The organism is Enterobacter sp. RHBSTW-00975 (assembly GCF_013615235.1).
Taxonomy (GTDB): domain Bacteria; phylum Pseudomonadota; class Gammaproteobacteria; order Enterobacterales; family Enterobacteriaceae; genus Enterobacter; species Enterobacter ludwigii.
The window spans coordinates 4,376,896-4,403,825 of sequence record NZ_CP055883.1 but is presented as its reverse complement, the minus strand read 5'-3'; the positions used below and the strand labels follow the sequence as shown (position 1 = coordinate 4,403,825).

The window sequence follows — 26,930 nt, the reverse complement described above, 5'->3', positions numbered from 1 at the left end:
CTGGTAGTTGAAATATAGATATACAACCGGTTTCATATTTTACAATTAATTTCGGCGGGATAACGGCCCGGTGAGTGACGCATCACCGGGCCTTTTTTATGCGGTTAGCGTTTCTTACCCATTGCTGCCGCCAGCGCATCCATCATGGCGCTGTTGCCCGCAGGCTGGGCGTCACGTCCGCGTGGCTTCGCCGCTTTTGCGGCCGGGCGCTGCTGCTCGCGTCCGCCGCCGTTACTGCCGCGGCGCGCGTTGGTTTCACCTGGCTGCTCGTCCAGACGCATCGTCAGGGCGATACGCTTACGCTGCAGATCCACTTCCATCACCTTCACCTTCACAATGTCGCCCGCTTTGACCACGGTATGCGGATCTTCAACGAATTTATCGGCAAGGGAAGAGATGTGGACCAGACCGTCCTGGTGCACGCCGATATCGACAAACGCGCCAAAGTTGGTGACGTTAGTGACCGCCCCTTCGAGTACCATGCCCGGAAGCAGATCATTCATGGTTTCAACGCCGTCGGCGAAGGTCGCGGTTTTAAACTCAGGACGCGGATCGCGGCCCGGTTTTTCCAGCTCTTTGATGATGTCCGTGACCGTCGGCACCCCGAACTGTTCGTCGGTAAAATCGACCGCCTTCAGGTTGCGCAGCGCGCTGCTGTCGCCCATCAGGTCTTTCAGCGCCTGCTGGGTTGCGGCCAGAATGCGTTCCACTACCGGGTACGCTTCCGGGTGAACGGTTGAGGCATCCAGCGGGTTATCGCCGTGGTTGATGCGCAGGAAGCCCGCGCACTGCTCAAACGCTTTTGGCCCCAGACGGCTCACCTTCAGCAACTGCTGGCGGTTCTGGAACTGGCCGTTTTCATCACGCCAGGCAACGATGTTTTGCGCCATCATGCGGGTTAAGCCCGCCACGCGGGTCAGCAGGGGAACAGAGGCCGTGTTCAGGTCAACGCCGACGGCGTTTACGCAGTCTTCCACGACCGCATCCAGCTTACGGGCCAGCTGAGTCTGGCTCACGTCATGCTGATACTGGCCGACGCCGATGGATTTCGGGTCGATCTTAACCAGCTCCGCCAGCGGATCCTGCAGACGACGGGCGATAGAAACTGCACCGCGCAGGGAAACGTCCAGGTCCGGGAACTCCAGGGCGGCCAGTTCAGACGCTGAATAGACGGAAGCGCCCGCCTCGCTGACAATCACTTTCTGTGCGGTGACTTTCGGGAACTGTTTCTGCACGTCGAGGTAGAAACGCTCGGTTTCACGGGAGGCCGTACCGTTGCCGATGGCTACCAGCTCCACGTTGTATTTCTCGCACAGCGCCGCAACCACGACGGCAGCCTTCGCCGCCTGGCCGGTATGCGGATAAATGGTGTCGGTAGCCACCAGCTTGCCGGTACCGTCAACCACGGCCACTTTTACGCCGGTACGCAGACCCGGATCGAGACCCATGGTGGCGCGCAGGCCGGCAGGTGCGGCCATCAGCAGGTCGTGCAGGTTACGGGCGAAGACGTTGATTGCTTCGTCTTCGGCGCGTTCACGCACGGTGCCCATCAGTTCGGTTTCGAGGTGCATCAGCACCTTGATGCGCCACGTCCAGCTCACCACGCCTTTGCGCCAGCTGTCTGCCGGCGCGTTGTTCAGGCAAAGGCCGAGGTGGTCGATAATGATCTGCTCGCAGTGGCTCTCTTTTGGTGGCTCGTCAAACTGTGGGTCGGCATTCAGGGAGAGCTGGAGCACGCCTTCGTTGCGGCCGCGGAACATCGCCAGCGCGCGGTGTGAAGGGGTGGTAGAGATGGGTTCGTGATGATCAAAATAATCGCGGAACTTGGCGCCTTCTTCCTCTTTCCCGCTGACCACGGTAGAGACGATGTGGGCGTTTTTCCACAGATAGTCACGCACTTTCGCGAGCAGGGCGGCATCTTCAGAGAAGCGCTCCATCAGAATGTAGCGCGCGCCGTCGAGTGCGGCTTTGGTGTCTGCAACCCCTTTATCGGCATCGATAAACTTCGCGGCTTCGGTTTCCGGGTCGTGGGACGGTTCGTTCCACAGCAGTTCGGCCAGCGGCTCCAGGCCTGCCTCAATGGCAATCTGTCCACGGGTACGGCGCTTCGGTTTGTACGGCAGATAAAGGTCTTCGAGTTCGGTTTTGCTCAGGGTGCCGTTGATTGCGGTTTCCAGCTCGCTGGTCAGTTTTCCCTGTTCGCCGATGGATTTGAGGATCGCCTGACGACGGTCTTCCAGTTCGCGCAGGTACCCGAGACGGGTCTCCAGGTTACGCAGCTGCGTGTCATCCAGACCGCCGGTGACTTCCTTACGATAACGTGCAATAAACGGCACGGTGTTCCCTTCATCAAGCAGGCGAACGGCAGCTTCTACCTGTTCGGCTCTGGCCTGAAGTTCACCCGCAATAATGCGGCAGAGCGAATCTTTCATCATGGCTTTATCATCTGTTGAGTCGAAAAAATCAGGGGATAGTTATACGGGCTGACACGGCAAAATGCCAGCCGCGGAGGGCGCTCTCGGACTATTTAACGTACGTAATTTCGTTGACGTACCAGCTGGCTTCGCCGCCAGGGGTCTGAACAACGGCCAAATCGCCCACTTCCTTTTTCAGCAGCGCACGGGCCATTGGTGAGTCGATAGAGATGTAATCCTTACGACCAAAAATTTCGTCATAGCCGACGATACGAAAACGCAGGGTGTCGCCATCGTCGTTCTCAATCTCGACCCACGCGCCGAAAAACACTTTGCCTTCCTGCTGTGGGGAGTAATCGACTATTTTGAGGTTCTCAAGGCATTTGGTCAGATAGCGGACCCGGCGGTCGATTTCACGTAACCGTTTTTTGTTGTACTGGTAGTCAGCATTTTCACTGCGATCGCCCAGGCTTGCGGCCCAGGTCACTTTCTTGGTCACTTCAGGACGCTCTTCGCGCCACAGGTAATCCATCTCTTTTTTGAGTTTCTCATACCCTTCGCGGGTGATCAGGGGCGTTTTCATGGGGTGACCTTAAGACTCGACATCATTGCATTCTTTGCGCACATTACGTATCACGTAGTCTAACAGACAACGTTAATAATGATTTATGTGATGAAATGTGCAGATAAGCTGCTGTTAAATATGCTTTGTAACAATTTCGACTAGAATTTATACCAGAATTAGCTGGTCGAACACGTGCACTTTTTTAGAATACGCTGTTATTAGACTATCCGAACCTTTGGGAGTACACACAATGCAAGAGAACTACAAAATTCTGGTCGTGGATGACGACATGCGCCTGCGTGCGCTGCTTGAGCGTTATCTGACCGAGCAGGGCTTCCAGGTTCGTAGCGTGGCCAACGCTGAGCAGATGGACCGTCTGCTGACCCGCGAATCATTCCATCTTATGGTACTCGACCTGATGCTGCCTGGTGAAGACGGGCTTTCCATTTGCCGCCGTCTGCGTAGCCAGAGCAACCCTATGCCGATCATCATGGTGACGGCGAAAGGGGAAGAGGTTGACCGCATCGTTGGTCTGGAAATCGGCGCTGACGACTACATTCCAAAACCGTTCAACCCGCGTGAACTGCTGGCCCGTATTCGCGCCGTGCTGCGCCGTCAGGCGAACGAACTGCCTGGCGCACCGTCGCAGGAAGAAGCGGTGATTGCGTTTGGTAAGTTCAAGCTCAATCTCGGTACCCGTGAGATGTTCCGTGAAGATGAACCTATGCCGCTCACCAGCGGTGAGTTCGCGGTGCTGAAAGCGCTGGTCAGCCACCCGCGTGAGCCGCTTTCACGTGACAAGCTGATGAACCTGGCGCGCGGCCGTGAATACTCCGCAATGGAACGTTCCATTGACGTGCAGATCTCCCGTCTGCGCCGCATGGTGGAAGAAGATCCGGCGCATCCTCGTTATATTCAGACCGTATGGGGTCTGGGCTACGTGTTTGTCCCGGACGGCGCTAAAGCATGAGGCGAATGCGCTTCTCTCCGCGAAGCTCATTTGCCCGTACGCTGTTACTGATTGTCACCCTGCTGTTCGTCAGCCTGGTGACAACCTATCTGGTGGTGCTGAACTTTGCGATCCTGCCGAGCCTCCAGCAGTTCAATAAGGTTCTGGCATACGAAGTGCGTATGCTGATGACCGATAAACTGCAACTGGAGGACGGCACGCAGTTAGTTGTTCCCCCGGCGTTTCGCCGTGAAATCTACCGTGAGCTGGGTATTTCGCTTTACTCCAACGAAGCGGCAGAAGACGCTGGCCTGCGCTGGGCGCAGCATTATGAGTTCCTCAGCCAGCAGATGGCGCAGCAGTTAGGTGGCCCGACGGAAGTGCGCGTTGAGGTCAACAAAAGCTCACCGGTCGTCTGGCTGAAAACCTGGCTGTCACCCAATATCTGGGTGCGCGTCCCGCTGACCGAAATTCATCAGGGTGACTTCTCACCGCTGTTCCGTTACACCCTTGCCATTATGCTGCTGGCGATAGGCGGCGCGTGGCTGTTTATTCGTATACAGAACCGACCGCTGGTCGACCTGGAGCACGCTGCGCTGCAGGTCGGTAAAGGGATTATTCCTCCGCCACTGCGTGAGTACGGCGCCTCAGAAGTGCGTTCCGTGACGCGGGCCTTTAACCATATGGCGGCCGGCGTGAAGCAGCTGGCAGACGACCGTACGCTGCTGATGGCGGGCGTGAGCCATGACCTGCGCACGCCGCTCACGCGTATCCGTCTGGCGACGGAAATGATGGGCGAAGAGGATGGTTATCTTGCGGAGTCCATTAACAAGGACATCGAAGAGTGTAACGCCATCATCGAGCAGTTCATTGACTACCTGCGTACCGGGCAGGAGATGCCGATGGAGATGGCCGATCTGAATGCGGTACTCGGTGAAGTGGTCGCGGCGGAAAGCGGCTACGAGCGGGAAATCGATACCGACCTGCAGGCCGGTGAAATTCAGGTGCGGATGCACCCGCTTTCCATTAAACGTGCAGTGGCCAATATGGTGGTTAACGCGGCCCGTTATGGCAATGGCTGGATTAAAGTCAGCAGCGGGTCTGAGCTCAACCGCGCCTGGTTCCAGGTCGAAGATGACGGTCCGGGCATTAAGCCAGAGCAGCGTAAGCATCTGTTCCAGCCGTTTGTGCGGGGCGATAGCGCGCGCAGTACCAGCGGAACCGGCTTAGGCCTGGCGATTGTGCAGCGTATTGTGGATAACCATAACGGCTTGCTGGAGATTGGGACCAGTGAGCGGGGTGGTTTAAGCATTCGCGCATGGTTACCGGTACCGGTGACGCGCGGGCAGGTGAGAGAGAGTTAAAAAAGGGTGGCAAAAGCCACCCTTTTTTTTGCAGGTCGTGTCAGCTGTTACAGCTTCGGACCCGCACTCACCAGCGCTTCACCTGCCGGGGTATCGGTATACTTCTCGAAGTTCTCAATAAACAGTTTCGCCAGCGATTCTGCTTTCTCACGCCACTGCTCCGGTGAACCGTAGGTATTGCGTGGGTCGAGAATACGGGTCTCTACGCCCGGCAGCGCCGTCGGGATTGCCAGATCAAACATCGGCAGCGTGAAGGTTTCGGCGTTATCGAGTGAACCATCCAGAATGGCGTCGATAATGGCGCGGGTATCTTTGATGGAGATACGTTTGCCGGTGCCGTTCCAGCCGGTATTCACCAGGTACGCCTGTGCACCGGACGCCTGCATGCGTTTGACCAGCACTTCCGCGTACTGCGTCGGGTGCAGCGACAGGAACGCTGCGCCGAAGCAGGCGGAGAAGGTTGGCGTTGGCTCCGTCACGCCGCGCTCGGTACCGGCCAGTTTGGCGGTAAAACCAGACAGGAAGTGGTACTGCGTCTGGCTGGCGGTCAGGCGGGACACCGGAGGCAACACGCCGAACGCATCTGCCGTCAGGAAAATCACCTTCGTCGCGTGGCCCGCTTTTGACACCGGCTTCACGATGTTGTCGATGTGGTAGATAGGGTAAGACACGCGGGTGTTTTCGGTTTTCGAAGCATCGTCGAAGTCGATCGTTCCATCGGCACGCACGGTGACGTTTTCCAGCAGCGCATCGCGGCGGATGGCATGGAAGATATCTGGCTCCGCTTCTTCAGACAGGCGAATGGTCTTCGCGTAGCAGCCCCCCTCGAAGTTAAACACGCCGTCATCATCCCAGCCGTGCTCGTCATCGCCAATCAGACGACGTTTCGGATCGGTAGAAAGGGTGGTTTTACCGGTGCCGGACAGGCCGAAGAACACCGCCACATCCCCTTTTTCACCGACGTTTGCCGAACAGTGCATGGAGGCGATACCGCGCAGCGGCAGCAGGTAGTTCATCACCGAGAACATCCCTTTCTTCATTTCGCCGCCGTACCAGGTACCGCCGATCAGCTGAATACGCTCGGTCAGGTTAAAGGCGATGAAGTTTTCGGAGTTAAGACCCTGCTCTTTCCACTGTGGGTTCGTGCATTTCGCCCCGTTCATCACGATGAAGTCAGGGGTGAAATCCTGCAGCTCTTTGTCGTCAGGACGAATAAACATGTTTTTCACGAAATGCGCCTGCCAGGCCACTTCAGTGATAAACCGCACGGAAAGGCGGGTATCGGCGTTAGCGCCGCAGAAAGCATCAACGATGAACAGACGCTTACCGGAAAGTTGATGGGTAACGAGCCCTTTCAGATGCTGCCAGGTTTCCGGAGAGAGCGGTTTGTTATCGTTCTTCCCTTTGCCTTTATCAGCCCACCACAGCGTGTCGCGGGTGGTCTCGTCTCGGACGATGTATTTATCTTTCGGCGAACGACCGGTAAAGATACCGGTATCGACGGCGATAGCACCAAGGTTAGTCAACACACCTCGCTCGTATCCTTCCAGTGCTGGATTGAGCTCTTCCTGATACAGCGTATCGTAATCGGGGTTGTAGACGATTTCCTGGACGTCGTGAATACCATAAGCCTTGAGATCTTGCGGGGTTAAACCAGTAACACGCATATCACTGCTCCTTAGCCAATATGTACTGTCTGAAATTGTAGGGTTTTTGTGAGGTTGTTAACCGCGACGGGGCTCATAGATTTACGCATCTGGACAAAACCCTTACTAACGGAAAACGCTGCGACTCCAGTCACAGGGCAGGCGGATTATCGCAGGAATCGCTTTTTGGTTGGGGAAAATGTTCCGAAAAGGTTAATGGCTGGTGATTTTATCGGAAGGAATGTGAATGTAATCGCATACACGTAAGAAAATTACGTAAGAGTTACAGTGTTAAAAACGATTCAGCCAGAGAAGGCTTTTTTGCACTTTGCCCTCTCGCAAAAGGGAGAGGGCAAGGTGAGGGCAGGCTTTGCTTAGTGGACCTGAGGATCCGCCGGGGAGGCGTTGTTGCGGATCTCAGCAATATCCATCGAATTGAACACGTAGTGCGTACCGCAGTAGTCACAGTGCATATCGATTTCGCCGTCTTCCGCCATGATGCTGTCGATCTCTTCATCCGGCAGGGTCTTCAGCGCGCCAGCGCAGCGTTCACGTGAACAGGTGCACTTAAATTCCACCGACTGTGGGTCGTAAACCGTCACTTCTTCTTCGTGATAAAGACGCCACAGGACATCGGTCGCCGACAGGGTGAACAGCTCTTCTGCTTTGACGGTTTCCGTCAGAGTCGCGAGGTGCTCGAAGTCGTTGGTCTGCGCGTCCTGCGCAGGCAGAACCTGCAGCAGCATACCGCCAGCAGCAGGCTGACCGTCTACTTCACCGGTTCGGATGAACAGACGCGTCGGCAGCTGTTCAGAACGCATGAAGTAATCTTCCAGGCAGGCCGCCAGTGTATCGCCTTCGAGGCCAACCACGCCCTGATAGCGCTCACCTTCCTCCGGGGAGATGGTGATGACCAGATAGCCATTACCCACCAGCGTTTTCAGGTCCGCGTTTTCAGGAACATCGCCCTGTACGCGCGCCACGCCACGCATCTGCTGCTGGTTATTACCGTTGATGACCGCCAGGGTCATAGGGCCATCACCCTGCAACTGCACGGTGATATCCCCGGCAAATTTCAGGGTGGCAGTCAGCAGGCTGGTGGCAACCAGCAGTTCGCCCAACAGGGTTTTCACCGGCAGCGGGTAGTTGTGGTTTTCCAGAATCTGTTTCCAGGTTTCGGATACGGTGACCAGCTCGCCGCGCACGGCGAATTGTTCAAACAGATAGCGGTGTAATTGGTCGTGTTGGGCCATAATAGTCTCTCGTGCAGGTGAGGGTTACTCGGTCTCACCGTGTTTAAATTTCATCAGATCGCGGCGCTCTTTTTTATCCGGACGCCGGTCCGGGTGGGGCATTGTCAGCGCATTCATTTTGCGCGCCAGCGCGGTCTTCTCGCGTTTTTCAATGCTCTCAGCCGTCTCTTCATACAGCAGGACGGCTTCGGTTGCGGGCCGTCGTTGTTCAGTAATGGCTTTAATCACCACGGTACGTTCATCGTTGCCCTGACGCAGCGTTAAGGTGGCATTCAGTTCGACCAGCTTGCTCGGTTTGCTGCGCTGGCCGTTGTAATGCACTTTACCGCCGTCGATCATGTCGCGGGCAAGGGCGCGCGTTTTATAAAAACGGGCCGCCCACAGCCATTTATCCAGTCTTACCCCTTCAGAGGGTTTTTCTTTCATGGCCTCTCCTTCACGGTCAGTGAGGGGATCATCTGGCGATAGTCGTTCAGCCCCGGATGGCGCAGATAGCTTTTTTCAGCCAGGCCTGAGTCAGGGTTGGTAACGCCCAGACAATAGCGAATGCCAAACCTGGCCGCGGAATCCAGAATAGGCTCGCTGTCATCAATAAACAGCGTGCGTTCCGGCTGCAAACCGGTCTCTTCCGCCACCGCATGCCACAACCGCTGATCCTCTTTCGGATAACCAAATGTGTGGGTGGAAAGTAATAAATCAAGGTGCGAAGCAAGACCCGTATGCTCCAGCTTCACGGCCAGATTGTGAGGATGGGCGTTGGTCAGCAAGATACGGCGCTTGCCGCTCGCTTTCAGCGCATCCAGAAAAGGCACGGTATCCTCACGCAGTACGGCGCGCGGGCCCTGGGCGGTGGTCATGGCACAAATATCCAAACCGAGGCGCTCGCTCCAGTAGTCAAGACAGTACCAGTTTAGCGTATGCTGCACCGCGCTATATTGCGAACGAATGAATTCCTGCGCTTCTGCCGGGGAGATCCCCTGCTGTTCACCATAGGTTTCCGGAACCAGCTTTTGCCAGAAATAGTTATCAAAGGCGAGATCGAGCAGCGTGCCGTCCATATCCAGCAGAACGGTATCAACCTCCTGCCAGGCGATATCAAGATGCATAAGGGGGAACTCCAGCCTGAAGAAACGTGCGCGACAGGGTAGCACATCTTGTCGCGCATCGACGTTATCAGATCAGGCTCTCAGAGGAGGGGATCAGCTTAGGGTTAAGGCAATTTTCGTAATACTGCTGGATGTCGGCAAGCCTGGTGCGTGAGCGCTGATAGCGACGCAGCGCCATAAAACCGTTCCAGCAAATGCATACCAGCATCGCAATCATCAGCAGCGAGGTGCCGATGTAGCGCCACAGGCCTGCGCTGTCCGGCATGCGGTGCAGGCCGATGTGGCGCGTGCCGTTGGCATCGGTAAAGATACTCGTCACAATCCCTTCAGCGCTAAACGGCGTCTGCATCAGCATCTGCGCCAGGCGCTGGAACTGGCCCCACTGTTCCTGAGCCGGGTAGTCATAAAGTGCGACCTGCGGGTATGGCTGATCGACCAGGTCGCTCCCTTCATCACTGACGATCACAAAGCCGCCCGGTGCCGGGCTGTTCAGCGCCTGCGCCGCGCGGGTGGTTTCGCGCATCACGAAGGGTGCGGTTGACGTGGCGACCAGATTATCCAGCGACTCGGCGCTGACCGGACGCAGCAGCACGTTAACGCCATCCAGCCGGCCCGCTTCCGCGCGTTTCACCAGCGAATCCCAGTCTTTACTGTTACCCAGGTTTACAAGGGCGTTTTTGAGACGTACGCATTCGTCCTGAGCGGAACACAAATCCTGTGTTTTCAGGACGATGTCACCAAAGTCGTCCAGAAGCACCATCCCCGATTTCTGAATGGCCGAGCGCAGGGCAGGGCTCACGCGTGAGTCGTCATCGGGTTTCGGGTGCAGCTGGCGGTTGACCGTCTGGGTAAGCGACGTGGCTTTATTAACAACCTCAGATTCAGGCAGCGGCAGCGGCGGCGCATCATTCCAGATAATTTGCGAGCAATCGAACGGCATGAACGGCGAGCTCTGACGCGTATTCCATGCGCCAGGCGTATGAATGTTACACATCCCGGTGCCCTTCAGGCGCAGCGTATCACCGACCCGCACGCCAGCCTCGTCCAGTTGGTTGACGCTGGTTGCCTCAATGGTTTGCGCCCCTTTTATCCATGACAGGGTAAATTTAATGGGCATATCCAGCGGGACAAACAGCAGAAGCATGATAAAGACCAGTGCTGCCCCCCCGGCAATGACCGCACTGCGTAACCAGTGCTGAAGCGGGAAATTTTTTACTTCATCATGCAGGGATAAAAAGCGCCCCTGGCGCACCACATGGCGGTCAAGGTAGATATCGATATCGGTTTTCTGCCCTAAATCCTGGGCAATCCACGGCTGCCAGTGGCGCGGGTAGATAAGATCGATAATACCGAGCGAGATATTATTGAGGTGCTCCTGGTCACTCTCACCGAACAGACCCCAGCGCTTAGGAGTACCGCGCAGGCAGTGGATCTCACGTAGCGAGGTTTTTGCCGGCGGGGCAAAGAGCCCCCACAGCCCGGCTGCCAGCAACAGCACCGCACCGCCAGCCAGCCAGGGGACAAACACATCCGGCGTCAGCAGGCAGATGAAAAAGAGCAGGAACGCGGCCACGATCAGAATCGCTTCGCGAATCCCGTCAGGGCGGCTCAGGGCGTACTCTTCATGCGTCTCCTGGCGAATGTTCAGCAGCTCGATCTGCTCTGTCTCTTCGCCACGAATGGAGGCCTGCGTTGAGCTTGCGCGTTCCAGCGCAAAACGCGGGGCTTCCTGAAGATATTCATTCAACGTATGGCCGTTGAGTGAGATAACCAGCGGCAACGAATCGGTATGGATCAGCTCTACGCTGTTTTCGTCATTAATGTACTGCTCCCAGGACGGGGGCAAATGCACTTCAACCGAATCCAGGTAATAGCGCCATTTATTGGGATCGTCTGTGGTGATGCCATAGCGGGTGATGGAGCGCGTCACACTGAGCACTGTGTCACTTTGCGCATTTAACTTGAGCGCCACCGGCGCAGCAGTTGCCCCCGTCGGCCCAGGTGTTAACTGAGAACGGTTCAGTGTTTCGAGATAGTTTTCTACTGCATCGCGCTCTTCTTGCGTCAGTTTACGCGTCGTCGCACCGGCAAAGGCGTTTAAAAAGGGCAGCCGGTAACGACGCCTTACGCGACGCCTGTATACCCACCCTGCAACCAATGCGCCGGCCAGCATAGCAGCGAGAACAATCAAAATGGTGCTCATGCTTTCCCCATCTTACTTATCTTCTTACAGGTGTAGTCAGTAGCACCTTTAACATTGAATGAGAGTCTGTGGTTGGCTATCGGCAAGTATGGAGTCGAACTTGAGCATTCTGAAGCGCATCCCAGTGACCGATGATGATAGCAAAGCCTGTTATGGCGCGATATCAGCAAATTCCTGGAAACATTTCAACCTCTTGACATTTGTTTTGAATTGAGGATTGATTCCTGTTACGTTGCATAAATGTAAATACAGAACAATTGACATTGCCGAAACCGTGCGGCGTATCGCACAATAAAGCCAGTTCCCACTGCTAAGACCCCATCACGATGAGCAAACCACTACAAAAACCCACCATTCTGAATGTTGAAACAGTCGCAAAATCGCGCCTGTTTAATGTCGAAAGTGTGGATCTGGAGTTCAGCAACGGTGTGCGTCGCGTTTACGAACGTATGCGCCCTTCTTCGCGCGAAGCGGTGATGATTGTTCCTGTCGTCGACGACCATCTGATCTTAATCCGCGAGTATGCCGTGGGAACCGAATCTTACGAACTTGGGTTCTCGAAAGGGCTCATCGATCCGGGTGAAACGGTCTTTGAGGCGGCCAATCGCGAGCTGAAAGAAGAGGTCGGTTTTGGCGCGAACGAACTGACGTTCCTGAAAAAACTGAGCATGGCACCCTCCTATTTTTCCAGCAAAATGAACATTGTGGTTGCTGAGGATCTCTATCCAGAATCGCTGGAAGGGGACGAGCCGGAGCCACTGCCACAGGTTCGCTGGCCGCTGGCCCATATGATGGACCTGCTCGAAGACCCTGACTTTAACGAGGCCCGCAACGTGAGCGCGCTGTTCCTGGTACGCGAATGGCTGAAGGGGCAAGGGCGGTTATAACAGCCTGATGTCCACAACGTGTGAGAGAACAAAAAAAACGGCAACCTGAGGTTGCCGTTTTTACGTTGCCCGTTAGAACAACTCGTGCGTTTCGCCGTTATCAATGATTTCTGTACCCACCTCATGCACCGCCTGTGTGGTCGGCTGCGTGCCCTCGATGAAATACTCTGCACGGCTATTGCCGCCATTGGCGAGCTGCCCGGTGCTGCGGTCGATATTGACGGTAACCACGCCCGGTGGTGGCGTCAGCGGTTGCTCCGGAACGCCTTCCAGCACGGATTTCATATAGGCATCCCAGGCCGGTTGCGCACTCTTCGCGCCGCCTTCGTAGCCAGAAATCTGATCTTTAATCGCGCCTGAAGCCGTGGTGCGGCCTAAATCACGGCGATGATCGTCAAAACCGATCCAGACTGACGTCACCACGCCCGGGCCGTAACCGGAAAACCACGCATCTTTCGAGCTGTTTGTTGTTCCCGTTTTACCGCCGATATCATGGCGCTGTAAATCACGTCCTGCCCGCCAGCCGGTCCCTTGCCAGCCAGGTTCGCCGAAGATGTTGGTGTTCAGTGCGCTCTTTATCAGGAACGACAGCGGCGTGTTGATGACATGCGGTGCATACTCTTGCGCCCCGCTCTGCGCCACCAGCGACTGGTTAGCCTGTTCCAGCTGCGGCTGCGGCAACACAGGGTTCGTCTGCTCCTGAGACACGGCAACGTCTTCCATGTCCTTGTTTTCAATCACTTCAGATTTTGGCGTATTGCCGTAAATGACCGGAATATCGCAGTCAGGGCAGGCAATTTTCGGCTTCGCTTCAAACAGCACGCCACCCTGGTCGTTCTCGATTTTACTGATGAAGTACGGGTCAATCAGGAAGCCGCCGTTAGCCATCACCGAGTACCCCCGCGCCACCTGAAGCGGCGTAAAGGACGCAGAGCCTAACGCCAGCGATTCGGTGCGCACGATGTTCTGAGCCGGGAAACCGAAGCGTTGCAGATATTCCGCGGCATAGTCGACACCCATCGCACGCATTGCGCGCACCATCACCACGTTTTTCGACTGCCCAAGACCCTGACGAAGACGAATAGGGCCTGAATATTCCGCCGGTGAGTTCTTCGGCTGCCAGTCAGAACCGGCACCGGCATCCCAGCGGGAGATAGGCACGTCGTTCAGGATACTGGCGAGGGTCAGTCCCTTATCCATGGCTGCGGTGTAGAGGAACGGCTTGATGTTAGAGCCAACCTGACGCAACGCCTGGGTGGCGCGGTTAAATTTGCTCTGGTTGAAATCGAACCCACCGACCAGGGCCAGCACGGCACCGTTCTGCGGATTGATAGACACCAGGGCCGAGTTAACGTCTGGCACCTGCGCCAGCCACCAGCTGTCGCCCACCTTGCGTACCCAGATTTGCTGTCCGGTCTGGACGACATCCGTCACTTTACGCGGCGTCGGGCCTTGCAGGGTGTCTGAGCGGTACGGGCGAGCCCAACGGATCCCGTCCATACGCAGGGAGACAGACGTTCCATCCGCCAGCGTTGCCACTGCTTCCTGTGGATCGGCCTGAGTCACCACGGCAGGAAGGAGCGGGCCATAGGTGGGCAGCGCTTTCAGCGTACTGGTGATTTTTTTACTGTCCCAGGCGCTTTCGCCGACTTTCCACAGCACATTTGACGGGCCGCGATAACCGTGGCGCATGTCGTAATCCATCACGTTGTTACGCACCGCTTCCTGAGCCGCCTGCTGAACGTTGCGGGTCACGGTGGTGTAAACGCGGTAGCCATCTTCGTAGGCTTTATCGCCGTAGCGGCTCACCATCTCCTGACGCACCATTTCGGTGAGATAAGGGGCAGAGAAGGCAATCTCCGGCGCATGGTAGTTGGCATCGATGACATCGTTGCGCGCCTGTTCGTACTCGCTCTGGCTGATATAGCCTTCGCTCAGCATACGTGACAGGACGACGTTACGACGCGCCGTAGCGCGTTCAAGCGAGTAGAGCGGGTTGAAGGTCGATGGCGCTTTAGGCAGACCGGCAATGGTCGCCATTTCGCTTAACGTCAGCTGCTCGACAGGTTTACCAAAGTACACCTGCGCGGCCGCACCAACACCGTAGGCGCGGTAGCCGAGGTAGATTTTATTGAGGTACAGCTCAAGGATCTCGTCTTTGCTCAACAACTGCTCAATACGGATCGCAAGGAACACCTCTTTGATCTTACGGGTCAGGGTCTTTTCTGGGCTAAGGAAGAAGTTACGCGCCAGCTGCTGTGTAATGGTACTTGCCCCCTGAGAGGCATGACCGGAGAACAGCGCAATACTTGCAGCACGGAAAATCCCCACCGGATCGACACCGTGGTGCTCGTAAAAACGGCTGTCCTCGGTAGCGATAAAGGCTTTGACCATCACGGGCGGAATTTGATTTAAGGTCAGCGGGATACGACGCTTTTCGCCGTACTGCGCCATTAACTCGCCATCGGCGCTGTAGACCTGCATCGGGATCTGGAGTCGCACATCGCGAAGCGTAGCGACATCAGGCAGCTGCGGCTCAATATATTTGTACAAACCATAAATCGAGCCTGCTCCCAGCAGAATGCAACAGACTGCAAGGATTAATAAATACTTTACGAACTTCACCGGAGATTTCCCATTTGGTTTCACTTGGGCAGTTTCTAAACAATCGCGCGGTAGTATAAAGGCAAGCCTGATTCATTGATATAGCCGTCACCTGACGGGCGATAAGGAGATCGTGAAGCATGGCTTTCAAAACATGGCAAACAGGCGTTCATATTCAACAGGATAGGGTGCAGATAGTGGCGCTGGCCCGGGAGCGGTCGGGCTGGCGTTTGTGCCGCTGGTGGGCTATCACTCTGGCCGAAGGGATTATCCGGGATGGCAAAATTTGCCAGCCTGAACAACTGGTTGACGCCCTGCGCGACTGGCGGAAAACGTTGCCACACTCCCACCGGGTGTTTCTCTCATTTCCGGCGGCCCGCACGCTGCAACGATCGCTCCCCCGTCCGGGCGTGGCGCTGCGCGACAGCGAACAGCTCTCCTGGCTGGGGGCGACGCTCTCGCGTGAACTGGAGATGGCTGCTGACACGCTCTGTTTTGATTATGCGCAGGATACGTTCAGCAATACATTCCATGTCACCGCGGCACAAAACAACGAGATTCACCCCCTGCTGACGCTGGCAAAGATGTTGCGTTTACGGCTCGTGACGATCACCCCGGATGCCAGTGCGCTGGCGAATCTTCTCCCTGCGGTAGCGCCGGCGCAGTGTGTCGCCTGGCGTGATGGGCATCAGTGGCTGTGGGCGATGCGCCATCAGTGGGGACGGCGTTTTACCACGGAAGCGGAAAACGTGGCCGATCTCGCGGCACTGCTGGCCCTCACGCCACAGGACATTGCCCTCTTTGATAGCCAGCGAGACCCATGGGACGCCCTGGTTCGTTGCCATGCTCCTCTGCCGGCATGCGGCGCTGATTATACCGTCGCGCTGGCGCTGGCCATGAGTGAGGTGCCGGAATGAGCATGACGAACTTTCTGCCGTGGCGGCGGCAGCGGCGCGTGCGCTGCCTGCGATTCTGGGGCGTACTGTTTGTCGCTACGTGGCTGCTGATACTGATGGGGGTTTTCAGCCTGCGGATGAACCCTCTCGTGCTGACACGTGCGCTGCATATTCAACTGGCGGGCATGCAGTCCGTGCAGCAGGTGCTGGTGTCTCGTACAAGGTCAGGCACAGAGACGCCAATGCCCGTGCCAGCGCCTCAACGACGCGCCTGGCAGCCGGTGCTGGAGTCCTTTGCCGGGATGATGCCATCCCAGGTCTGGCTGACCGAACTGCGCTATCAACCCCCTTCACTGATGTTAACCGGATATGCCGCAACACTCCCCGCGCTCTCTGCTCTGCGGGATGGGCTCGGAAAGATGGCGGGGTTTACCCCGGGGCCGACGGGGGAATTACAGCAGGATGACCTAGGGCGCTGGATGTTCACCTTTCATCTGCGAAGCGAGGGCTAATGCGTGGAAACCTTGTTCGAACGCTGGTGCGAAAGCAGCCCCCGATGGCGGGTGCTGTGCTGGTGTCTGAGCGTTCTCTTTCTGGGGAGTACGACGTGGGGCATGGTGCTTCGACCGGTAACAAAGCAGGTGGCTGAACTTCAGCGGCAGGTCAGCGAGGCCGCACAGGCTAATGTCTCGCGATGGCCCGCCGCCAGTCAGGTGCCGCGGCGTCACGCACCCCGTGAAGCCACGGTAATGACGCCTTTTTCGCCACTCGAGTTTCAGGGGGCGGGCACAAGACTGGTTCACTGGAAGCCGTTACAAAACGGAGGGGAACTGACGCTGGATGCTGAGTGGCAGGCCATCCCGACTGTTTTCACCCGACTGGCGCAGTGGGATGTTCAGGTTGCCGCCTTTGCTCTCTCTGCACAGGGTTCGGCATTACGCCTGCGGGTGGAGCTGGAGGAGCAGCATGCGAACTAGCGCGCGTTGCCTGCTGGTGTGTTTTGCCCTGTTAGTGACCGGGATGCGGGATCCTTTTCGCCCGCCGGATGACCCTTGTGCGGTAGGGCAACTGGCGCAGTGGCATTACCACGGCATGGTGGGCGGCACTCAGGACACTGGCATTTTACAGGACGGGCAAAAGCGCTGGCATCGCCTGACACCGCAACAGCGTCTCCCGGTGGGCTGGCGGGTAACGGCCCTCAATGAAAGGGAACTGGTCGTCGATGTGGGGGATGCATGTGAACCCAGACAATGGACGTGGCAACGAGAAGGAACGAAAAAGAATGAACATAAGGATAACGCTGTGGCTGCTGGCGTTCAGTCATCCGCTGTGGGCCGCCGCGCCAAAGCCGGTCACGCTGGTGGTGGATGAGGTACCGGTGGTGCAGGTGCTACAGGCGCTGGTCGCACAGGAGAACCGTAATCTGGTGGTATCGCCAGATGTCAGCGGCACGCTGTCGCTCAATCTGACACGCGTCCCCTGGCGACAGGCGCTACAGACGGTTGTCACCAGCGCCGGGCTTGTTCTGCATGAAGAAGGGGGGATTTTTTATGTTCACACCGCAGCCTGGCAGCGTGAACAGCTGGAACGCAAAGAGCAGGAGCGGACACGCCGACAGCTTGATGCGCCGCTGGTCTCGCACAGCATACCTTTTTCTTACGCTGACGCCGGGGAACTGCAAAAAGCGGCGGAAAAACTGCTCAGTCCAAAAGGGAGTTTGTCTGTCGACAAGCGTACCAACCGTCTGCTGATACGGGATAACCAGGCGGTGCTTGATACGCTGCAGCACTGGGCGACACAGATGGATATCCCTGTCGAGCAGGTGGAACTGGCGGCGCATATCGTGACCATCAATGAAAAAAGCCTGCGTGAGCTGGGGGTGAAGTGGAATCTCGCCGACGCAACGGAGGCGGGCAAGGTCGGGCAACTCACAACGCTTGGCAGCGATCTGTCCGTGGCAAACGCCACCACCCATGTGGGTTTTAATATCGGGCGGATTAACGGCAGGCTGCTGGATCTGGAGTTGTCGGCGCTGGAGCAAAAGCAGCAGGTCGATATCATCGCCAGCCCACGACTGCTGGCCTCGCATATGCAACCGGCCAGTATTAAGCAGGGCAGTGAGATCCCATATCAGGTCTCCAGTGGTGACAGCGGGGCGACCTCCGTGGAATTTAAAGAGGCGGTGTTAGGCATGGAGGTGACGCCGGTGGTGCTGCCCGGCGGTCGCGTACGCCTGAAGTTGCACATCAGTGAAAATATGCCAGGACAGGTGCTGCAGCAGGCCGATGGTGAAACGCTGGCCATCGATAAACAAGAAATTGAAACCCAGGTGGAAGTAAAAAGTGGAGAAACGCTGGCGCTGGGCGGAATTTTTTCGCAAAAGAATAAAACCGGAAGCGATCGCGTGCCCGGGCTGGGCAACATCCCGTGGCTTGGACAGCTTTTTCGCCATGACGGAAAGGACAATGAACGACGGGAGTTAGTGGTGTTTATTACACCACGACTGGTCGGTATTCGCTGAAGAGTCACGATCCTCCCAATGATTTTGCATTCAGATTGTTGCAGATGTTTGACGTGGGGCATGAATTAGCATACAAGGAGTACCGATTTGAGTTGGACTTACGTCTTATTGCCTTATGCGTCTGGTGCGGTGATTTAATCAGTTGCCAAACAAGCCGGAGTATTGAGATAATTTTTAGTCTGACTCTCGCTCTATTGCATATGAGGTTTCAGTTCATGTCCTGCTACGCCGGGTGTCTGCGAAGCGGGGATTACCATTAACGAATAGTCTTAGTAGTACCGATAAAATGGCAGAGAAACGCAATATCTTTCTGGTTGGGCCTATGGGTGCCGGCAAAAGCACTATTGGGCGTCAGTTAGCTCAACAACTCAATATGGAATTTTACGATTCTGATCAAGAGATTGAGAAACGAACCGGAGCTGATGTGGGCTGGGTTTTCGACGTAGAAGGCGAAGAAGGTTTCCGTGACCGAGAAGAAAAAGTGATCAACGAACTCACGGAAAAGCAGGGCATTGTTCTGGCAACAGGCGGTGGCTCTGTCAAATCTCGCGAAACCCGCAACCGTCTCTCCGCCCGTGGCGTAGTGGTCTATCTCGAGACGACCATCGAAAAACAGCTGGCACGTACGCAGCGCGATAAAAAGCGCCCGTTGCTGCAGGTTGAAACGCCACCACGCGAAGTTCTGGAAGCGTTGGCCGATGAACGCAATCCGCTGTACGAAGAGATTGCTGATGTGACCATTCGTACTGACGATCAGAGCGCTAAAGTGGTTGCAAACCAGATTATTCATATGCTGGAAAGCAACTGATTCTGGCTTTATATACAATCGCCTGCGGGTAAAAGCATTAAAGGTGGATGTCGCGTCATGGAGAGGATTACAGTTACTCTCGGGGAACGTAGTTACCCAATCATCATCGCGGCTGGTTTGTTTAACGACCCAGCTTCCTTTTTACCACTGAAAGCGGGTGATCAGGCGATGCTGGTCACCAATGAGACGCTGGCTCCGCTTTATCTCGACCGCGTTCGCCACCTGCTTGAACAGGCGGGCGTTAAAGTCGACAGTGTGATTCTGCCCGATGGCGAGCAGTATAAAAGCCTGGCGGTACTGGATACCGTCTTTACCGCATTGCTGCAAAAACCGCATGGTCGCGATACAACACTGCTTGCCCTGGGCGGCGGTGTTGTGGGCGATCTGACGGGCTTTGCGGCTGCAAGTTATCAACGTGGTGTGCGTTTTATTCAAATCCCTACCACGTTACTGTCTCAGGTCGACTCTTCTGTCGGCGGCAAAACGGCCGTTAACCATCCGCTCGGTAAAAATATGATTGGCGCGTTCTACCAGCCGGCATCGGTGGTGGTGGATCTCGACTGTCTGAAAACCCTACCGAAACGCGAGCTGGCTTCTGGCCTGGCTGAAGTGATCAAATACGGCATTATTCTGGATGGCGAGTTCTTTGACTGGCTGGAAGAGAATATGGATGCGTTGCTGCGCCTGGATGAGGCGACACTGGCTTACTGCATTCGTCGTTGTTGTGAGCTGAAAGCGGAAGTTGTCGCTGCAGACGAGCGTGAAACGGGCTTACGTGCTTTACTGAATCTTGGGCATACGTTTGGTCACGCGATTGAAGCCGAAATGGGTTACGGTAACTGGCTTCACGGTGAAGCAGTCGCTGCCGGAATGGTAATGGCTGCCCGCACTTCTGAACGTCTGGGGCAGTTTAAACCGGAAGAGACGGCACGCATCATCACGCTGCTTGAGCGTGCGGGCTTGCCGGTAACCGGGCCGAAAGAGATGTCGGCACAAGCGTATTTACCCCACATGATGCGCGATAAAAAAGTATTGGCAGGTGAGATGCGTCTTGTACTCCCGCTTGCAATAGGGAAGAGTGAAGTACGCGGCGGAGTGCCGCATGATGTGGTTCTTGGCGCTATTGCTGACTGTCAGCAGGCGTAACAACTAGAAAGGTCAGGCCACTGTTACAGGTGGTCGTTTAGCTTCAGGCGAAATGCAAAGTCGTTGGCATAAGCCTTTGAGTGGGGTGTTAAATGGATGAATTCAAACCAGAAGACGAGCTGAAACCCGATCCCAGCGATCGTCGTACTGGTCGTTCTCGTCAATCTTCAGAACGTGATAACGAGCCGCAGATCAACTTTGACGATGTTGATCTGGATGCAGACGATCGTCGCCCTTCGCGTAGCCGCAACGCGCGTGATGAGCGAGAAGAAGAAGAGGGTTATGAGTCCGAAGAAGATTCAATGGACGAAGAGCCTGTAGAGCGTCGCCCACGTAAACGTAAAAAAGCCGCTGCGCAGAAACCCGCCTCCCGCCAGTACATCATGATGGGACTCGGCGTTCTGGTGCTCGTGCTGCTGATTGTCGGTATTGGTTCTGCGCTAAAAGCGCCTTCGACCCCTTCCGGTGAGCAAGCGGCATCCACTGAGAAGAGCATCAGCCTCTCTGGTAACGATGCGACCGATCAGGCGAATGGTGCGCAGCCAGCGCCGGGTACCACCTCCGCCGAGCAGACTGCCGGAAATACAACACAGCCGCAGGATGTTTCTCTGCCGCCAGTTTCTTCTACCCCCGCACAGGGTCAGGCACCTGCCACGCCGGAAGGCCAGCAGCGTGTAGAAGTTCAGGGCGACCTGAACAATGCCCTGACGCAGCCGCAAAATCAGGCGCAGGTGGACAATGCCGTGGTTAACTCTACGCTGCCAACTGAACCTGCGACCGTTGCGCCGATCCGCGGTGGTAACGCTCAGCCGCAAACGGCTGCAACCGAAACCAAACCGCGCCAGACGCAACCTGCGACCCGTCCTGAACGTAAGCAGGCTGTGATTGAACCTAAGCGTGAAACCAAACCTCAGGCAGTCGTCAAAGCGCCTGAAGTGAAAGCGCCAGCTCAGACAAAACGTACTGAAACGGCCACGGTGAGCGAACCGGCAAAAGCACCGGTTACGCAGACAGCACCGAAAGCAACGGCGACCACCACGGCACCGGCTGCCACTTCGGCACCAGCTGCAACTGCACCTGCTGCAACTGCACCTGCAGCGACGGCAACAACCAGCGCCGCAGCAGGCAAGACTGCAGGTAACGTCGGTTCGCTGAAGTCAGCCCCGTCGAGCAATTACACGCTGCAGCTGAGCAGTTCGTCTAACTATGACAACCTCAACGGTTGGGCGAAGAAAACAAATCTGAAAAACTATGTGGTTTATCAGACGACCCGTAATGGTCAGCCGTGGTACGTGCTGGTAAGTGGCGTTTATGCTTCAAAAGATGAAGCGAAACGTGCTGTCGCAACGCTGCCCGCCGACGTTCAGGCGAAAAACCCATGGGCTAAGCCAATTCATCAGGTTCAGGCTGATCTGAAGTAATGTTTAAAGCGCAGGATGCTGTCGGAGCTTTCTCCACAGCCGGAGAAGGTGTAATCAGTTAGTCAGCATGAAAAAAAATCGCGCTTTTCTGAAATGGGCAGGGGGGAAATACCCCCTGCTCGATGATATTAAAAAGCACCTGCCGAAAGGCGAGTGTCTTATCGAGCCCTTTGTGGGCGCTGGATCGGTATTCCTGAATACCGATTTTTCTCGTTATATCCTGGCGGATATCAACAGCGACCTCATCAGCCTCTACAACATCGTCAAGCTGCGGACCGACGAGTACGTGGAAGAGGCTCGGAAGCTGTTTACACCCGAGCACAATAATCCGGACGTTTACTACCAGTTCCGCACTGAGTTTAATCAAAGTCAGGATCCGTTCCGCCGGGCGCTGTTGTTCCTCTATCTCAATCGACACGGCTACAACGGTCTGTGCCGGTATAATCTTCGTGGTGAATTTAACGTGCCGTTTGGCCGTTATAAGCGTCCGTATTTCCCACAGGATGAGTTGTATCACTTTGCTAAAAAAGCGCAGAATGCCGAATTCCACTGCCTCTCCTATGAAGAGTGCATGGAGCTGGCAGGCGTAAACTCGGTGGTCTATTGCGACCCGCCTTACGCACCGCTGTCCGCGACGGCAAATTTCACCGCTTATCACACCAACAGCTTCAGTCCGGCCGAGCAGGCCCGTCTGGCGGAGATGGCGGAAAAGCTGGTCAGCAAAAGAATTCCGGTGTTAATTTCGAATCACGATACCCCTGATACGCGCGAATGGTACAAAGCCGCGAAGCATTTTCAGGTCAAAGTGCGGCGTAGCATAAGCAGCAACGGCGGCACACGTAAAAAGGTGGACGAACTCCTGGCTCTTTATCGCCCCTGAGCCGTTTTGCCCGCCGGTAAACACATTTCAAGGAGATGCGGATGAAACAGTTTTTGATTGCTCCCTCAATTCTGTCGGCCGATTTTGCCCGCCTGGGTGAAGACACTGCAAAAGCACTCGCGGCGGGCGCGGATGTCGTCCATTTCGACGTTATGGATAACCACTACGTTCCTAATCTGACCATTGGCCCGATGGTGCTTAAAGCGCTGCGTAACTACGGTATTACCGCGCCGATTGACGTTCATCTGATGGTGAAACCTGTTGACCGTATCGTGCCTGATTTTGCCGCTGCGGGAGCCAGTATCATCACCTTCCACCCTGAAGCGTCTGAACATGTGGATCGCACGCTGCAACTCATCAAAGAGAATGGCTGTAAAGCGGGTCTGGTTTTCAACCCGGCTACGCCGCTGAGCTATCTCGACCATGTGATGGATAAGCTGGATGTCATTTTGCTGATGTCCGTTAACCCGGGCTTTGGCGGTCAGTCGTTTATCCCTCATACGCTGGATAAACTGCGTGAAGTGCGCCGTCGTATTGATGAGTCAGGTTACGACATTCGTCTGGAAGTCGACGGTGGCGTAAAAGTGAATAACATTGGTGAAATTGCGGCAGCGGGCGCGGATATGTTCGTTGCAGGTTCAGCGATTTTCGACCAACCGGATTACAAAAAAGTCATTGATGAAATGCGCCGTGAACTGGCGAAGGTAAGTCATGGATAAATTGCAGGCAACCCGGGGTATCGCATTTGACCTCGACGGCACGCTGGTCGACAGCGCGCCGGGCTTAACCAGCGCCGTAGACCAGGCGCTGTATGCTCTTGAACTGCCCGTTGCGGGCGAAGAGCGTGTCATCACGTGGATTGGCAATGGCGCCGATGTCCTGATGGAGCGCGCGTTGACATGGGCCCGCCAGGAGCGTGTGTCCCAGCGTTCCGCACAGGGTAAACCGAGCGTGGATCATGCGGATATCCCGCAGGAAGAACAGCTGCGTATCCTGCGTAAATTGTTCAATCGTTTCTATGAAGAGACGGTCGAAGAGGGCAGTTTCCTGTTCCCGGATGTCGCAGAAACGCTGAGTGCGCTTCATGCCAACGGCATTCCGCTGGGGCTGGTGACAAACAAACCGACACCTTTTGTCGCCCCTTTGCTGGAAGCGCTGGATATCGCGAAGTATTTTTCCGTCATTGTTGGCGGTGATGATGTGCAGAACAAAAAGCCGCATCCGGAACCGTTACTGCTGGTGGCAGGAAAATTATCCTTAACGCCCGCGGAGCTGCTCTTTGTCGGGGATTCCCGCAATGATATTCTGGCTGCCAGAGCAGCGGGTTGTCCTTCAGTGGGATTGACCTATGGCTACAACTACGGTGAGGCCATCACGCTGAGTGAGCCGGACGTCGTGTTCGACCACTTCAAAGATTTGTTGCCCGCACTCGGGCTTTCGCACAGTGATAATCAGGAATTGAATAATGACTAAGCCCATCGTTTTTAGTGGCGCACAGCCGTCAGGTGAATTGACCATTGGTAACTACATGGGTGCGTTACGTCAGTGGGTCAGCATGCAGGACGATTACCATTGCATTTACTGCATCGTGGATCTGCATGCTATCACTGCACGTCAGGATCCTGAGAAGCTGCGTAAAGCCACCCTGGACACCCTGGCGCTGTATCTGGCCTGCGGAATTGATCCTGAGAAGAGCACCATTTTCGTTCAGTCTCACGTTCCAGAGCATGCGCAGCTGGGCTGGGCGCTGAACTGCTACACCTACTTCGGCGAACTGAGCCGCATGACGCAGTTCAAGGATAAATCCGCGCGCTACTCAGAAAACATCAACGCCGGTCTGTTTGATTACCCGGTACTGATGGCAGCAGACATTCTGCTGTACCAGACCAACCAGGTGCCGGTTGGCGAAGATCAGAAACAGCATCTGGAGCTGAGCCGCGATATCGCCCAACGCTTTAACGCGCTGTACGGCGACGTGTTCAAAGTGCCTGAGCCGTTCATTCCGAAATCCGGCGCACGCGTGATGTCGCTGCTGGAGCCAACCAAGAAGATGTCCAAGTCTGACGATAACCGCAACAACGTTATCGGCCTGCTGGAAGACCCGAAATCGGTGGTTAAAAAGCTCAAGCGTGCGGTGACCGACTCCGATGAGCCACCTGTTGTGCGTTACGACGTGCAGAACAAAGCGGGCGTCTCCAACCTGCTGGATATCCTCTCCGGTGTGACGGGTCAGAGCATTCCTGAGCTGGAACAACACTTCGAAGGCAAGATGTATGGTCACCTGAAAGGGGAAGTGGCGGATGCCGTTTCCGGCATGCTGACCGAGCTGCAGGAGCGTTATCACCGCTACCGTAACGACGAAGCTTTCCTGCAGAAAGTGATGAAAGAGGGCGCGGAAAAAGCCAGTGCCCGCGCGTCTGAAACCCTTAAAGCGGTGTACCAGGCGATTGGGTTTGTGGGTAAACCGTAACCCTGTTTTGTCGGGTAAGCATGAGCGCTCCCCGACAAAAAAACGCGCTGAGCCAGACAAAAAACCGGGACATTCCCGGTTTTTTTACGCCTGAAAAACGCTTACTGCTGTGCGGCCGGGCCGCAGCCACCGATGATCTTCGAAATGGAAATTGCCGGGTGCAGCAGGTAATCATAGCTGCAATTATTTTTGGTATTTTGAACGTGACCGGTGCAGGCGGTCAGAGTCGATAACATGCCTACCAGAACGGCGGCTTTTGCCAGTTTAAACATACGCATTCCTTGTCTGAAAAAAAACGAAAATTGGATCTAACGTGAGGGAATAAATGGAAAAATTCCATTTCGCGGGCGGTATGTTATCGGGAGCGGTAAGAGGGGAGTAGTCCGCATAAGGACTACTCCGGGAAGGGGGAATATGCGTTAGTGATTCGAGAACCAGTTCAGTTTATCGCGCAGTTCTACCACGCGTCCGACAATAATCAGCGCCGGGCTTTCAACCTGCTGTGCCAGCTCACCTAACTGCGTCAGCACGCCGTTCACCACGCGCTGCTTAATGGACGTGCCGTTTTCCACCAGCGCGACGGACATATCCTCTTCCATGCCGTGCTCAAGCAGTTTGGCCTGAATGGTCGCGGCCTGGTTTAACCCCATATAGAACACCAGCGTCTGTTTTTCGGCGGCCAGGTTATGCCAGTCCAGCTCACTGCCGGTTTTCAGGTGTCCCGTCACCAGGCGTACGCTCTGGGCATAGTCACGGTGGGTCAGCGGAATGCCCGAGTAAGCTGAGCAACCGGAGGCTGCCGTGATGCCCGGCACCACGGAAAACGGAATACCCGCGTTGCACAACGTTTCCAGCTCTTCACCGCCGCGACCAAAGATAAACGGGTCGCCACCCTTGAGGCGTACCACGCGTTTTCCTTTTTGCGCTTCGCGCAGCAGGATCTGGTTAATCTCCTCCTGCGGCACACAGTGGTACCCGGCACGTTTACCGACAAATACGCGATCAGCATCGCGGCGGACCAGGTTCATTATCTCATCGGAGACCAGACGGTCATAAACCACAATATCCGCCTGCTGGATCTGCTGCAGCCCTTTCAGCGTCAGCAAACCGGCATCGCCCGGGCCGGCACCCACCAGCACCACTTCACCACGATGATCCAGCGGCTCGCAGAGCAACTGCGCCGTCGTCTCTTCCACCGCTTTATGATCCTGATTCGCCAGCGACTGGGCCAGCCTGTCATTCACAAAGAATTTTTCCCAGAAGCGACGGCGTTCACCCACGGTCGCGAAGGTTTGCTTAACCCGGGAACGCAGCTGCCCGGCATAGTGGGCAATCTGGCCAAGATGCTGCGGCAGGATGGCTTCCAGTTTTTCCCGCAGCAGGCGGGCCAGAACGGGAGAGCGGCCGCCGGACGATACCGCAATCATCAGCGGCGAACGGTCAATGATCGACGGCATGATAAAGCTGGCCTCCTTCGGGGCATCCACCACGTTACAGAAGATGCGGCGCGCTTCACAGGCGTCGCTGACGCGTTGATTCACTTCATCGTCATCCGTGGCGGCAATGGTCAGCCAGCAGGTATCAAGCAAGGATTCATTAAACCCCCCCTGCACCAGCGTGAGCATCCCTTCTTTTTCCCAGGCCTCAAACTGCGGGGCAAAAGCCAGGGCGTTAACGGTGAGTCGGGCTCCTGCTTCTAACAGCAAGCGCGCTTTGCGTTCAGCCACATCGCCGCCGCCTACAAGCAGACAGTCGCGATGGCGTAATTGACAGAAAATCGGCAGGTGGTCCACGACA

General features: G+C 55.8%; 25 protein-coding genes. 15 read left to right on the top strand and 10 right to left on the bottom strand.

The window, feature by feature from the left end; all coding sequences use genetic code 11:
- Positions 1-104: 104 nt before the first annotated feature.
- Positions 105-2,435 carry a Tex family protein gene (locus HV340_RS21375; protein WP_059305706.1) on the bottom strand — a complete coding sequence of 777 codons (2,331 nt, stop codon included), beginning with the start codon at positions 2,433-2,435 and terminating at the stop codon, positions 105-107.
- Between the two features lie 88 nt (positions 2,436-2,523).
- The gene (gene greB, locus HV340_RS21370) at positions 2,524-2,997 is read right to left on the bottom strand and encodes a transcription elongation factor GreB (protein WP_014171964.1); all 474 of its coding nucleotides are present in this window, start codon (positions 2,995-2,997) and stop codon (positions 2,524-2,526) included.
- A 232-nt stretch (positions 2,998-3,229) separates the two neighbouring features.
- On the opposite strand from greB, the gene ompR reads away from it, so the two are divergent.
- Together ompR and envZ are read left to right on the top strand one after the other, a co-directional pair.
- Positions 3,230-3,949, top strand: a complete 720-nt coding sequence (gene ompR / locus HV340_RS21365; RefSeq protein ID WP_006177890.1) for a two-component system response regulator OmpR — start codon at positions 3,230-3,232, stop codon at positions 3,947-3,949.
- On the top strand, positions 3,946-5,292 hold the full coding sequence (envZ, locus tag HV340_RS21360) for a two-component system sensor histidine kinase EnvZ (RefSeq protein ID WP_014171962.1): 1,347 nt from the start codon (positions 3,946-3,948) through the stop codon (positions 5,290-5,292). Before ompR ends, envZ begins: the two co-directional genes overlap by 4 nt.
- A gap of 47 nt (positions 5,293-5,339) precedes the next feature.
- Here envZ and pckA read toward each other — a convergent pair whose 3' ends face one another.
- The 5 genes from pckA to HV340_RS21335 all read right to left on the bottom strand — a co-directional run bounded on the left by pckA (position 5,340) and on the right by HV340_RS21335 (position 11,500).
- Entirely contained in the window at positions 5,340-6,959 is a 1,620-nt protein-coding gene (gene pckA, locus HV340_RS21355) for a phosphoenolpyruvate carboxykinase (ATP) (RefSeq protein WP_014171961.1), read from the bottom strand.
- A 353-nt stretch (positions 6,960-7,312) separates the two neighbouring features.
- Complete coding sequence (gene hslO / locus HV340_RS21350; RefSeq protein WP_014171960.1) at positions 7,313-8,191, bottom strand: Hsp33 family molecular chaperone HslO; 879 nt, start codon at positions 8,189-8,191, stop codon at positions 7,313-7,315.
- A 24-nt stretch (positions 8,192-8,215) separates the two neighbouring features.
- Entirely contained in the window at positions 8,216-8,617 is a 402-nt protein-coding gene (hslR, locus tag HV340_RS21345; protein WP_020884572.1) for a ribosome-associated heat shock protein Hsp15, read from the bottom strand.
- Entirely contained in the window at positions 8,614-9,297 is a 684-nt protein-coding gene (gene yrfG / locus HV340_RS21340) for a GMP/IMP nucleotidase (protein WP_025202858.1), read from the bottom strand. Before yrfG ends, hslR begins: the two co-directional genes overlap by 4 nt.
- Before the next feature lie 67 nt (positions 9,298-9,364).
- Entirely contained in the window at positions 9,365-11,500 is a 2,136-nt protein-coding gene (locus HV340_RS21335; RefSeq protein WP_032679110.1) for an intracellular growth attenuator family protein, read from the bottom strand.
- Positions 11,501-11,826: 326 nt separating this feature from the next.
- Here HV340_RS21335 and nudE point away from each other — a divergent pair, with 326 nt between their 5' ends.
- Positions 11,827-12,387, top strand: coding sequence for an ADP compounds hydrolase NudE (nudE, locus tag HV340_RS21330; protein WP_014171956.1), 561 nt, complete (start codon positions 11,827-11,829; stop codon positions 12,385-12,387).
- A 72-nt stretch (positions 12,388-12,459) separates the two neighbouring features.
- Here the strand turns inward: nudE and mrcA are convergent, their stop codons facing one another.
- Positions 12,460-15,012 (bottom strand): peptidoglycan glycosyltransferase/peptidoglycan DD-transpeptidase MrcA, encoded by a 2,553-nt coding sequence (gene mrcA, locus HV340_RS21325; protein ID WP_020884575.1) that lies wholly within the window; start codon positions 15,010-15,012, stop codon positions 12,460-12,462.
- A gap of 119 nt (positions 15,013-15,131) precedes the next feature.
- Here mrcA and HV340_RS21320 point away from each other — a divergent pair, with 119 nt between their 5' ends.
- From HV340_RS21320 to trpS, 12 genes are all read left to right on the top strand, one after another.
- Positions 15,132-15,908 carry a hypothetical protein gene (locus tag HV340_RS21320; protein ID WP_063925812.1) on the top strand — a complete coding sequence of 259 codons (777 nt, stop codon included), beginning with the start codon at positions 15,132-15,134 and terminating at the stop codon, positions 15,906-15,908.
- Positions 15,905-16,399 carry a PilN domain-containing protein gene (locus tag HV340_RS21315; protein ID WP_063925813.1) on the top strand — a complete coding sequence of 165 codons (495 nt, stop codon included), beginning with the start codon at positions 15,905-15,907 and terminating at the stop codon, positions 16,397-16,399. The genes HV340_RS21320 and HV340_RS21315 overlap by 4 nt, the downstream gene beginning before the upstream one ends.
- Positions 16,400-16,402: 3 nt before the next feature.
- Positions 16,403-16,864 (top strand): hypothetical protein, encoded by a 462-nt coding sequence (locus tag HV340_RS21310; RefSeq protein WP_063925814.1) that lies wholly within the window; start codon positions 16,403-16,405, stop codon positions 16,862-16,864.
- On the top strand, positions 16,854-17,258 hold the full coding sequence (locus tag HV340_RS21305) for a HofP DNA utilization family protein (RefSeq protein ID WP_063925815.1): 405 nt from the start codon (positions 16,854-16,856) through the stop codon (positions 17,256-17,258). The genes HV340_RS21310 and HV340_RS21305 overlap by 11 nt, the downstream gene beginning before the upstream one ends.
- Positions 17,170-18,408, top strand: a complete 1,239-nt coding sequence (hofQ, locus tag HV340_RS21300; protein ID WP_032680150.1) for a DNA uptake porin HofQ — start codon at positions 17,170-17,172, stop codon at positions 18,406-18,408. The genes HV340_RS21305 and hofQ overlap by 89 nt, the downstream gene beginning before the upstream one ends.
- 286 nt (positions 18,409-18,694) lie before the next feature.
- On the top strand, positions 18,695-19,216 hold the full coding sequence (aroK, locus tag HV340_RS21295; RefSeq protein WP_003861630.1) for a shikimate kinase AroK: 522 nt from the start codon (positions 18,695-18,697) through the stop codon (positions 19,214-19,216).
- Positions 19,217-19,273: 57 nt separating this feature from the next.
- Positions 19,274-20,362, top strand: coding sequence for a 3-dehydroquinate synthase (gene aroB, locus HV340_RS21290; RefSeq protein WP_063925816.1), 1,089 nt, complete (start codon positions 19,274-19,276; stop codon positions 20,360-20,362).
- 92 nt (positions 20,363-20,454) lie between these two features.
- A complete protein-coding gene (gene damX / locus HV340_RS21285; RefSeq protein WP_063925817.1) occupies positions 20,455-21,783 on the top strand; it encodes a cell division protein DamX in 1,329 nt (442 codons plus the stop codon).
- Positions 21,784-21,850: 67 nt separating this feature from the next.
- Positions 21,851-22,663, top strand: a complete 813-nt coding sequence (gene dam / locus HV340_RS21280) for an adenine-specific DNA-methyltransferase (protein WP_014171946.1) — start codon at positions 21,851-21,853, stop codon at positions 22,661-22,663.
- A 41-nt stretch (positions 22,664-22,704) separates the two neighbouring features.
- Positions 22,705-23,382, top strand: a complete 678-nt coding sequence (rpe, locus tag HV340_RS21275) for a ribulose-phosphate 3-epimerase (protein ID WP_014885523.1) — start codon at positions 22,705-22,707, stop codon at positions 23,380-23,382.
- Positions 23,375-24,136: a phosphoglycolate phosphatase gene (gene gph / locus HV340_RS21270; protein ID WP_020884582.1), complete on the top strand. Its 762-nt coding sequence runs from the start codon at positions 23,375-23,377 to the stop codon at positions 24,134-24,136. Before rpe ends, gph begins: the two co-directional genes overlap by 8 nt.
- A complete protein-coding gene (gene trpS, locus HV340_RS21265) occupies positions 24,129-25,133 on the top strand; it encodes a tryptophan--tRNA ligase (protein WP_014171943.1) in 1,005 nt (334 codons plus the stop codon). Before gph ends, trpS begins: the two co-directional genes overlap by 8 nt.
- 101 nt (positions 25,134-25,234) lie before the next feature.
- Here trpS and HV340_RS21260 read toward each other — a convergent pair whose 3' ends face one another.
- Entirely contained in the window at positions 25,235-25,405 is a 171-nt protein-coding gene (locus HV340_RS21260; RefSeq protein ID WP_020884583.1) for a YhfL family protein, read from the bottom strand.
- Positions 25,406-25,552: 147 nt separating this feature from the next.
- Complete coding sequence (gene cysG / locus HV340_RS21255) at positions 25,553-26,926, bottom strand: siroheme synthase CysG (protein WP_020884584.1); 1,374 nt, start codon at positions 26,924-26,926, stop codon at positions 25,553-25,555.
- Positions 26,927-26,930: the final 4 nt, after the last annotated feature.

Coding starts and splice junctions, on each gene's coding strand:
- HV340_RS21315 (WP_063925813.1), top strand. CDS start 15,905: ATGAGCATGACGAACTTTCTGCCGTGGCGGCGGCAGCGGCGCGTGCGC.
- yrfG (WP_025202858.1), bottom strand. CDS start 9,297: ATGCATCTTGATATCGCCTGGCAGGAGGTTGATACCGTTCTGCTGGAT.
- trpS (WP_014171943.1), top strand. CDS start 24,129: ATGACTAAGCCCATCGTTTTTAGTGGCGCACAGCCGTCAGGTGAATTG.
- hofQ (WP_032680150.1), top strand. CDS start 17,170: ATGAACATAAGGATAACGCTGTGGCTGCTGGCGTTCAGTCATCCGCTG.
- damX (WP_063925817.1), top strand. CDS start 20,455: ATGGATGAATTCAAACCAGAAGACGAGCTGAAACCCGATCCCAGCGAT.
- aroK (WP_003861630.1), top strand. CDS start 18,695: ATGGCAGAGAAACGCAATATCTTTCTGGTTGGGCCTATGGGTGCCGGC.
- nudE (WP_014171956.1), top strand. CDS start 11,827: ATGAGCAAACCACTACAAAAACCCACCATTCTGAATGTTGAAACAGTC.
- ompR (WP_006177890.1), top strand. CDS start 3,230: ATGCAAGAGAACTACAAAATTCTGGTCGTGGATGACGACATGCGCCTG.
- dam (WP_014171946.1), top strand. CDS start 21,851: ATGAAAAAAAATCGCGCTTTTCTGAAATGGGCAGGGGGGAAATACCCC.
- HV340_RS21320 (WP_063925812.1), top strand. CDS start 15,132: ATGGCTTTCAAAACATGGCAAACAGGCGTTCATATTCAACAGGATAGG.
- pckA (WP_014171961.1), bottom strand. CDS start 6,959: ATGCGTGTTACTGGTTTAACCCCGCAAGATCTCAAGGCTTATGGTATT.
- gph (WP_020884582.1), top strand. CDS start 23,375: ATGGATAAATTGCAGGCAACCCGGGGTATCGCATTTGACCTCGACGGC.
- aroB (WP_063925816.1), top strand. CDS start 19,274: ATGGAGAGGATTACAGTTACTCTCGGGGAACGTAGTTACCCAATCATC.
- HV340_RS21305 (WP_063925815.1), top strand. CDS start 16,854: ATGCGAACTAGCGCGCGTTGCCTGCTGGTGTGTTTTGCCCTGTTAGTG.
- envZ (WP_014171962.1), top strand. CDS start 3,946: ATGAGGCGAATGCGCTTCTCTCCGCGAAGCTCATTTGCCCGTACGCTG.
- rpe (WP_014885523.1), top strand. CDS start 22,705: ATGAAACAGTTTTTGATTGCTCCCTCAATTCTGTCGGCCGATTTTGCC.
- greB (WP_014171964.1), bottom strand. CDS start 2,997: ATGAAAACGCCCCTGATCACCCGCGAAGGGTATGAGAAACTCAAAAAA.
- HV340_RS21260 (WP_020884583.1), bottom strand. CDS start 25,405: ATGTTTAAACTGGCAAAAGCCGCCGTTCTGGTAGGCATGTTATCGACT.
- HV340_RS21375 (WP_059305706.1), bottom strand. CDS start 2,435: ATGATGAAAGATTCGCTCTGCCGCATTATTGCGGGTGAACTTCAGGCC.
- hslO (WP_014171960.1), bottom strand. CDS start 8,191: ATGGCCCAACACGACCAATTACACCGCTATCTGTTTGAACAATTCGCC.
- hslR (WP_020884572.1), bottom strand. CDS start 8,617: ATGAAAGAAAAACCCTCTGAAGGGGTAAGACTGGATAAATGGCTGTGG.
- HV340_RS21335 (WP_032679110.1), bottom strand. CDS start 11,500: ATGAGCACCATTTTGATTGTTCTCGCTGCTATGCTGGCCGGCGCATTG.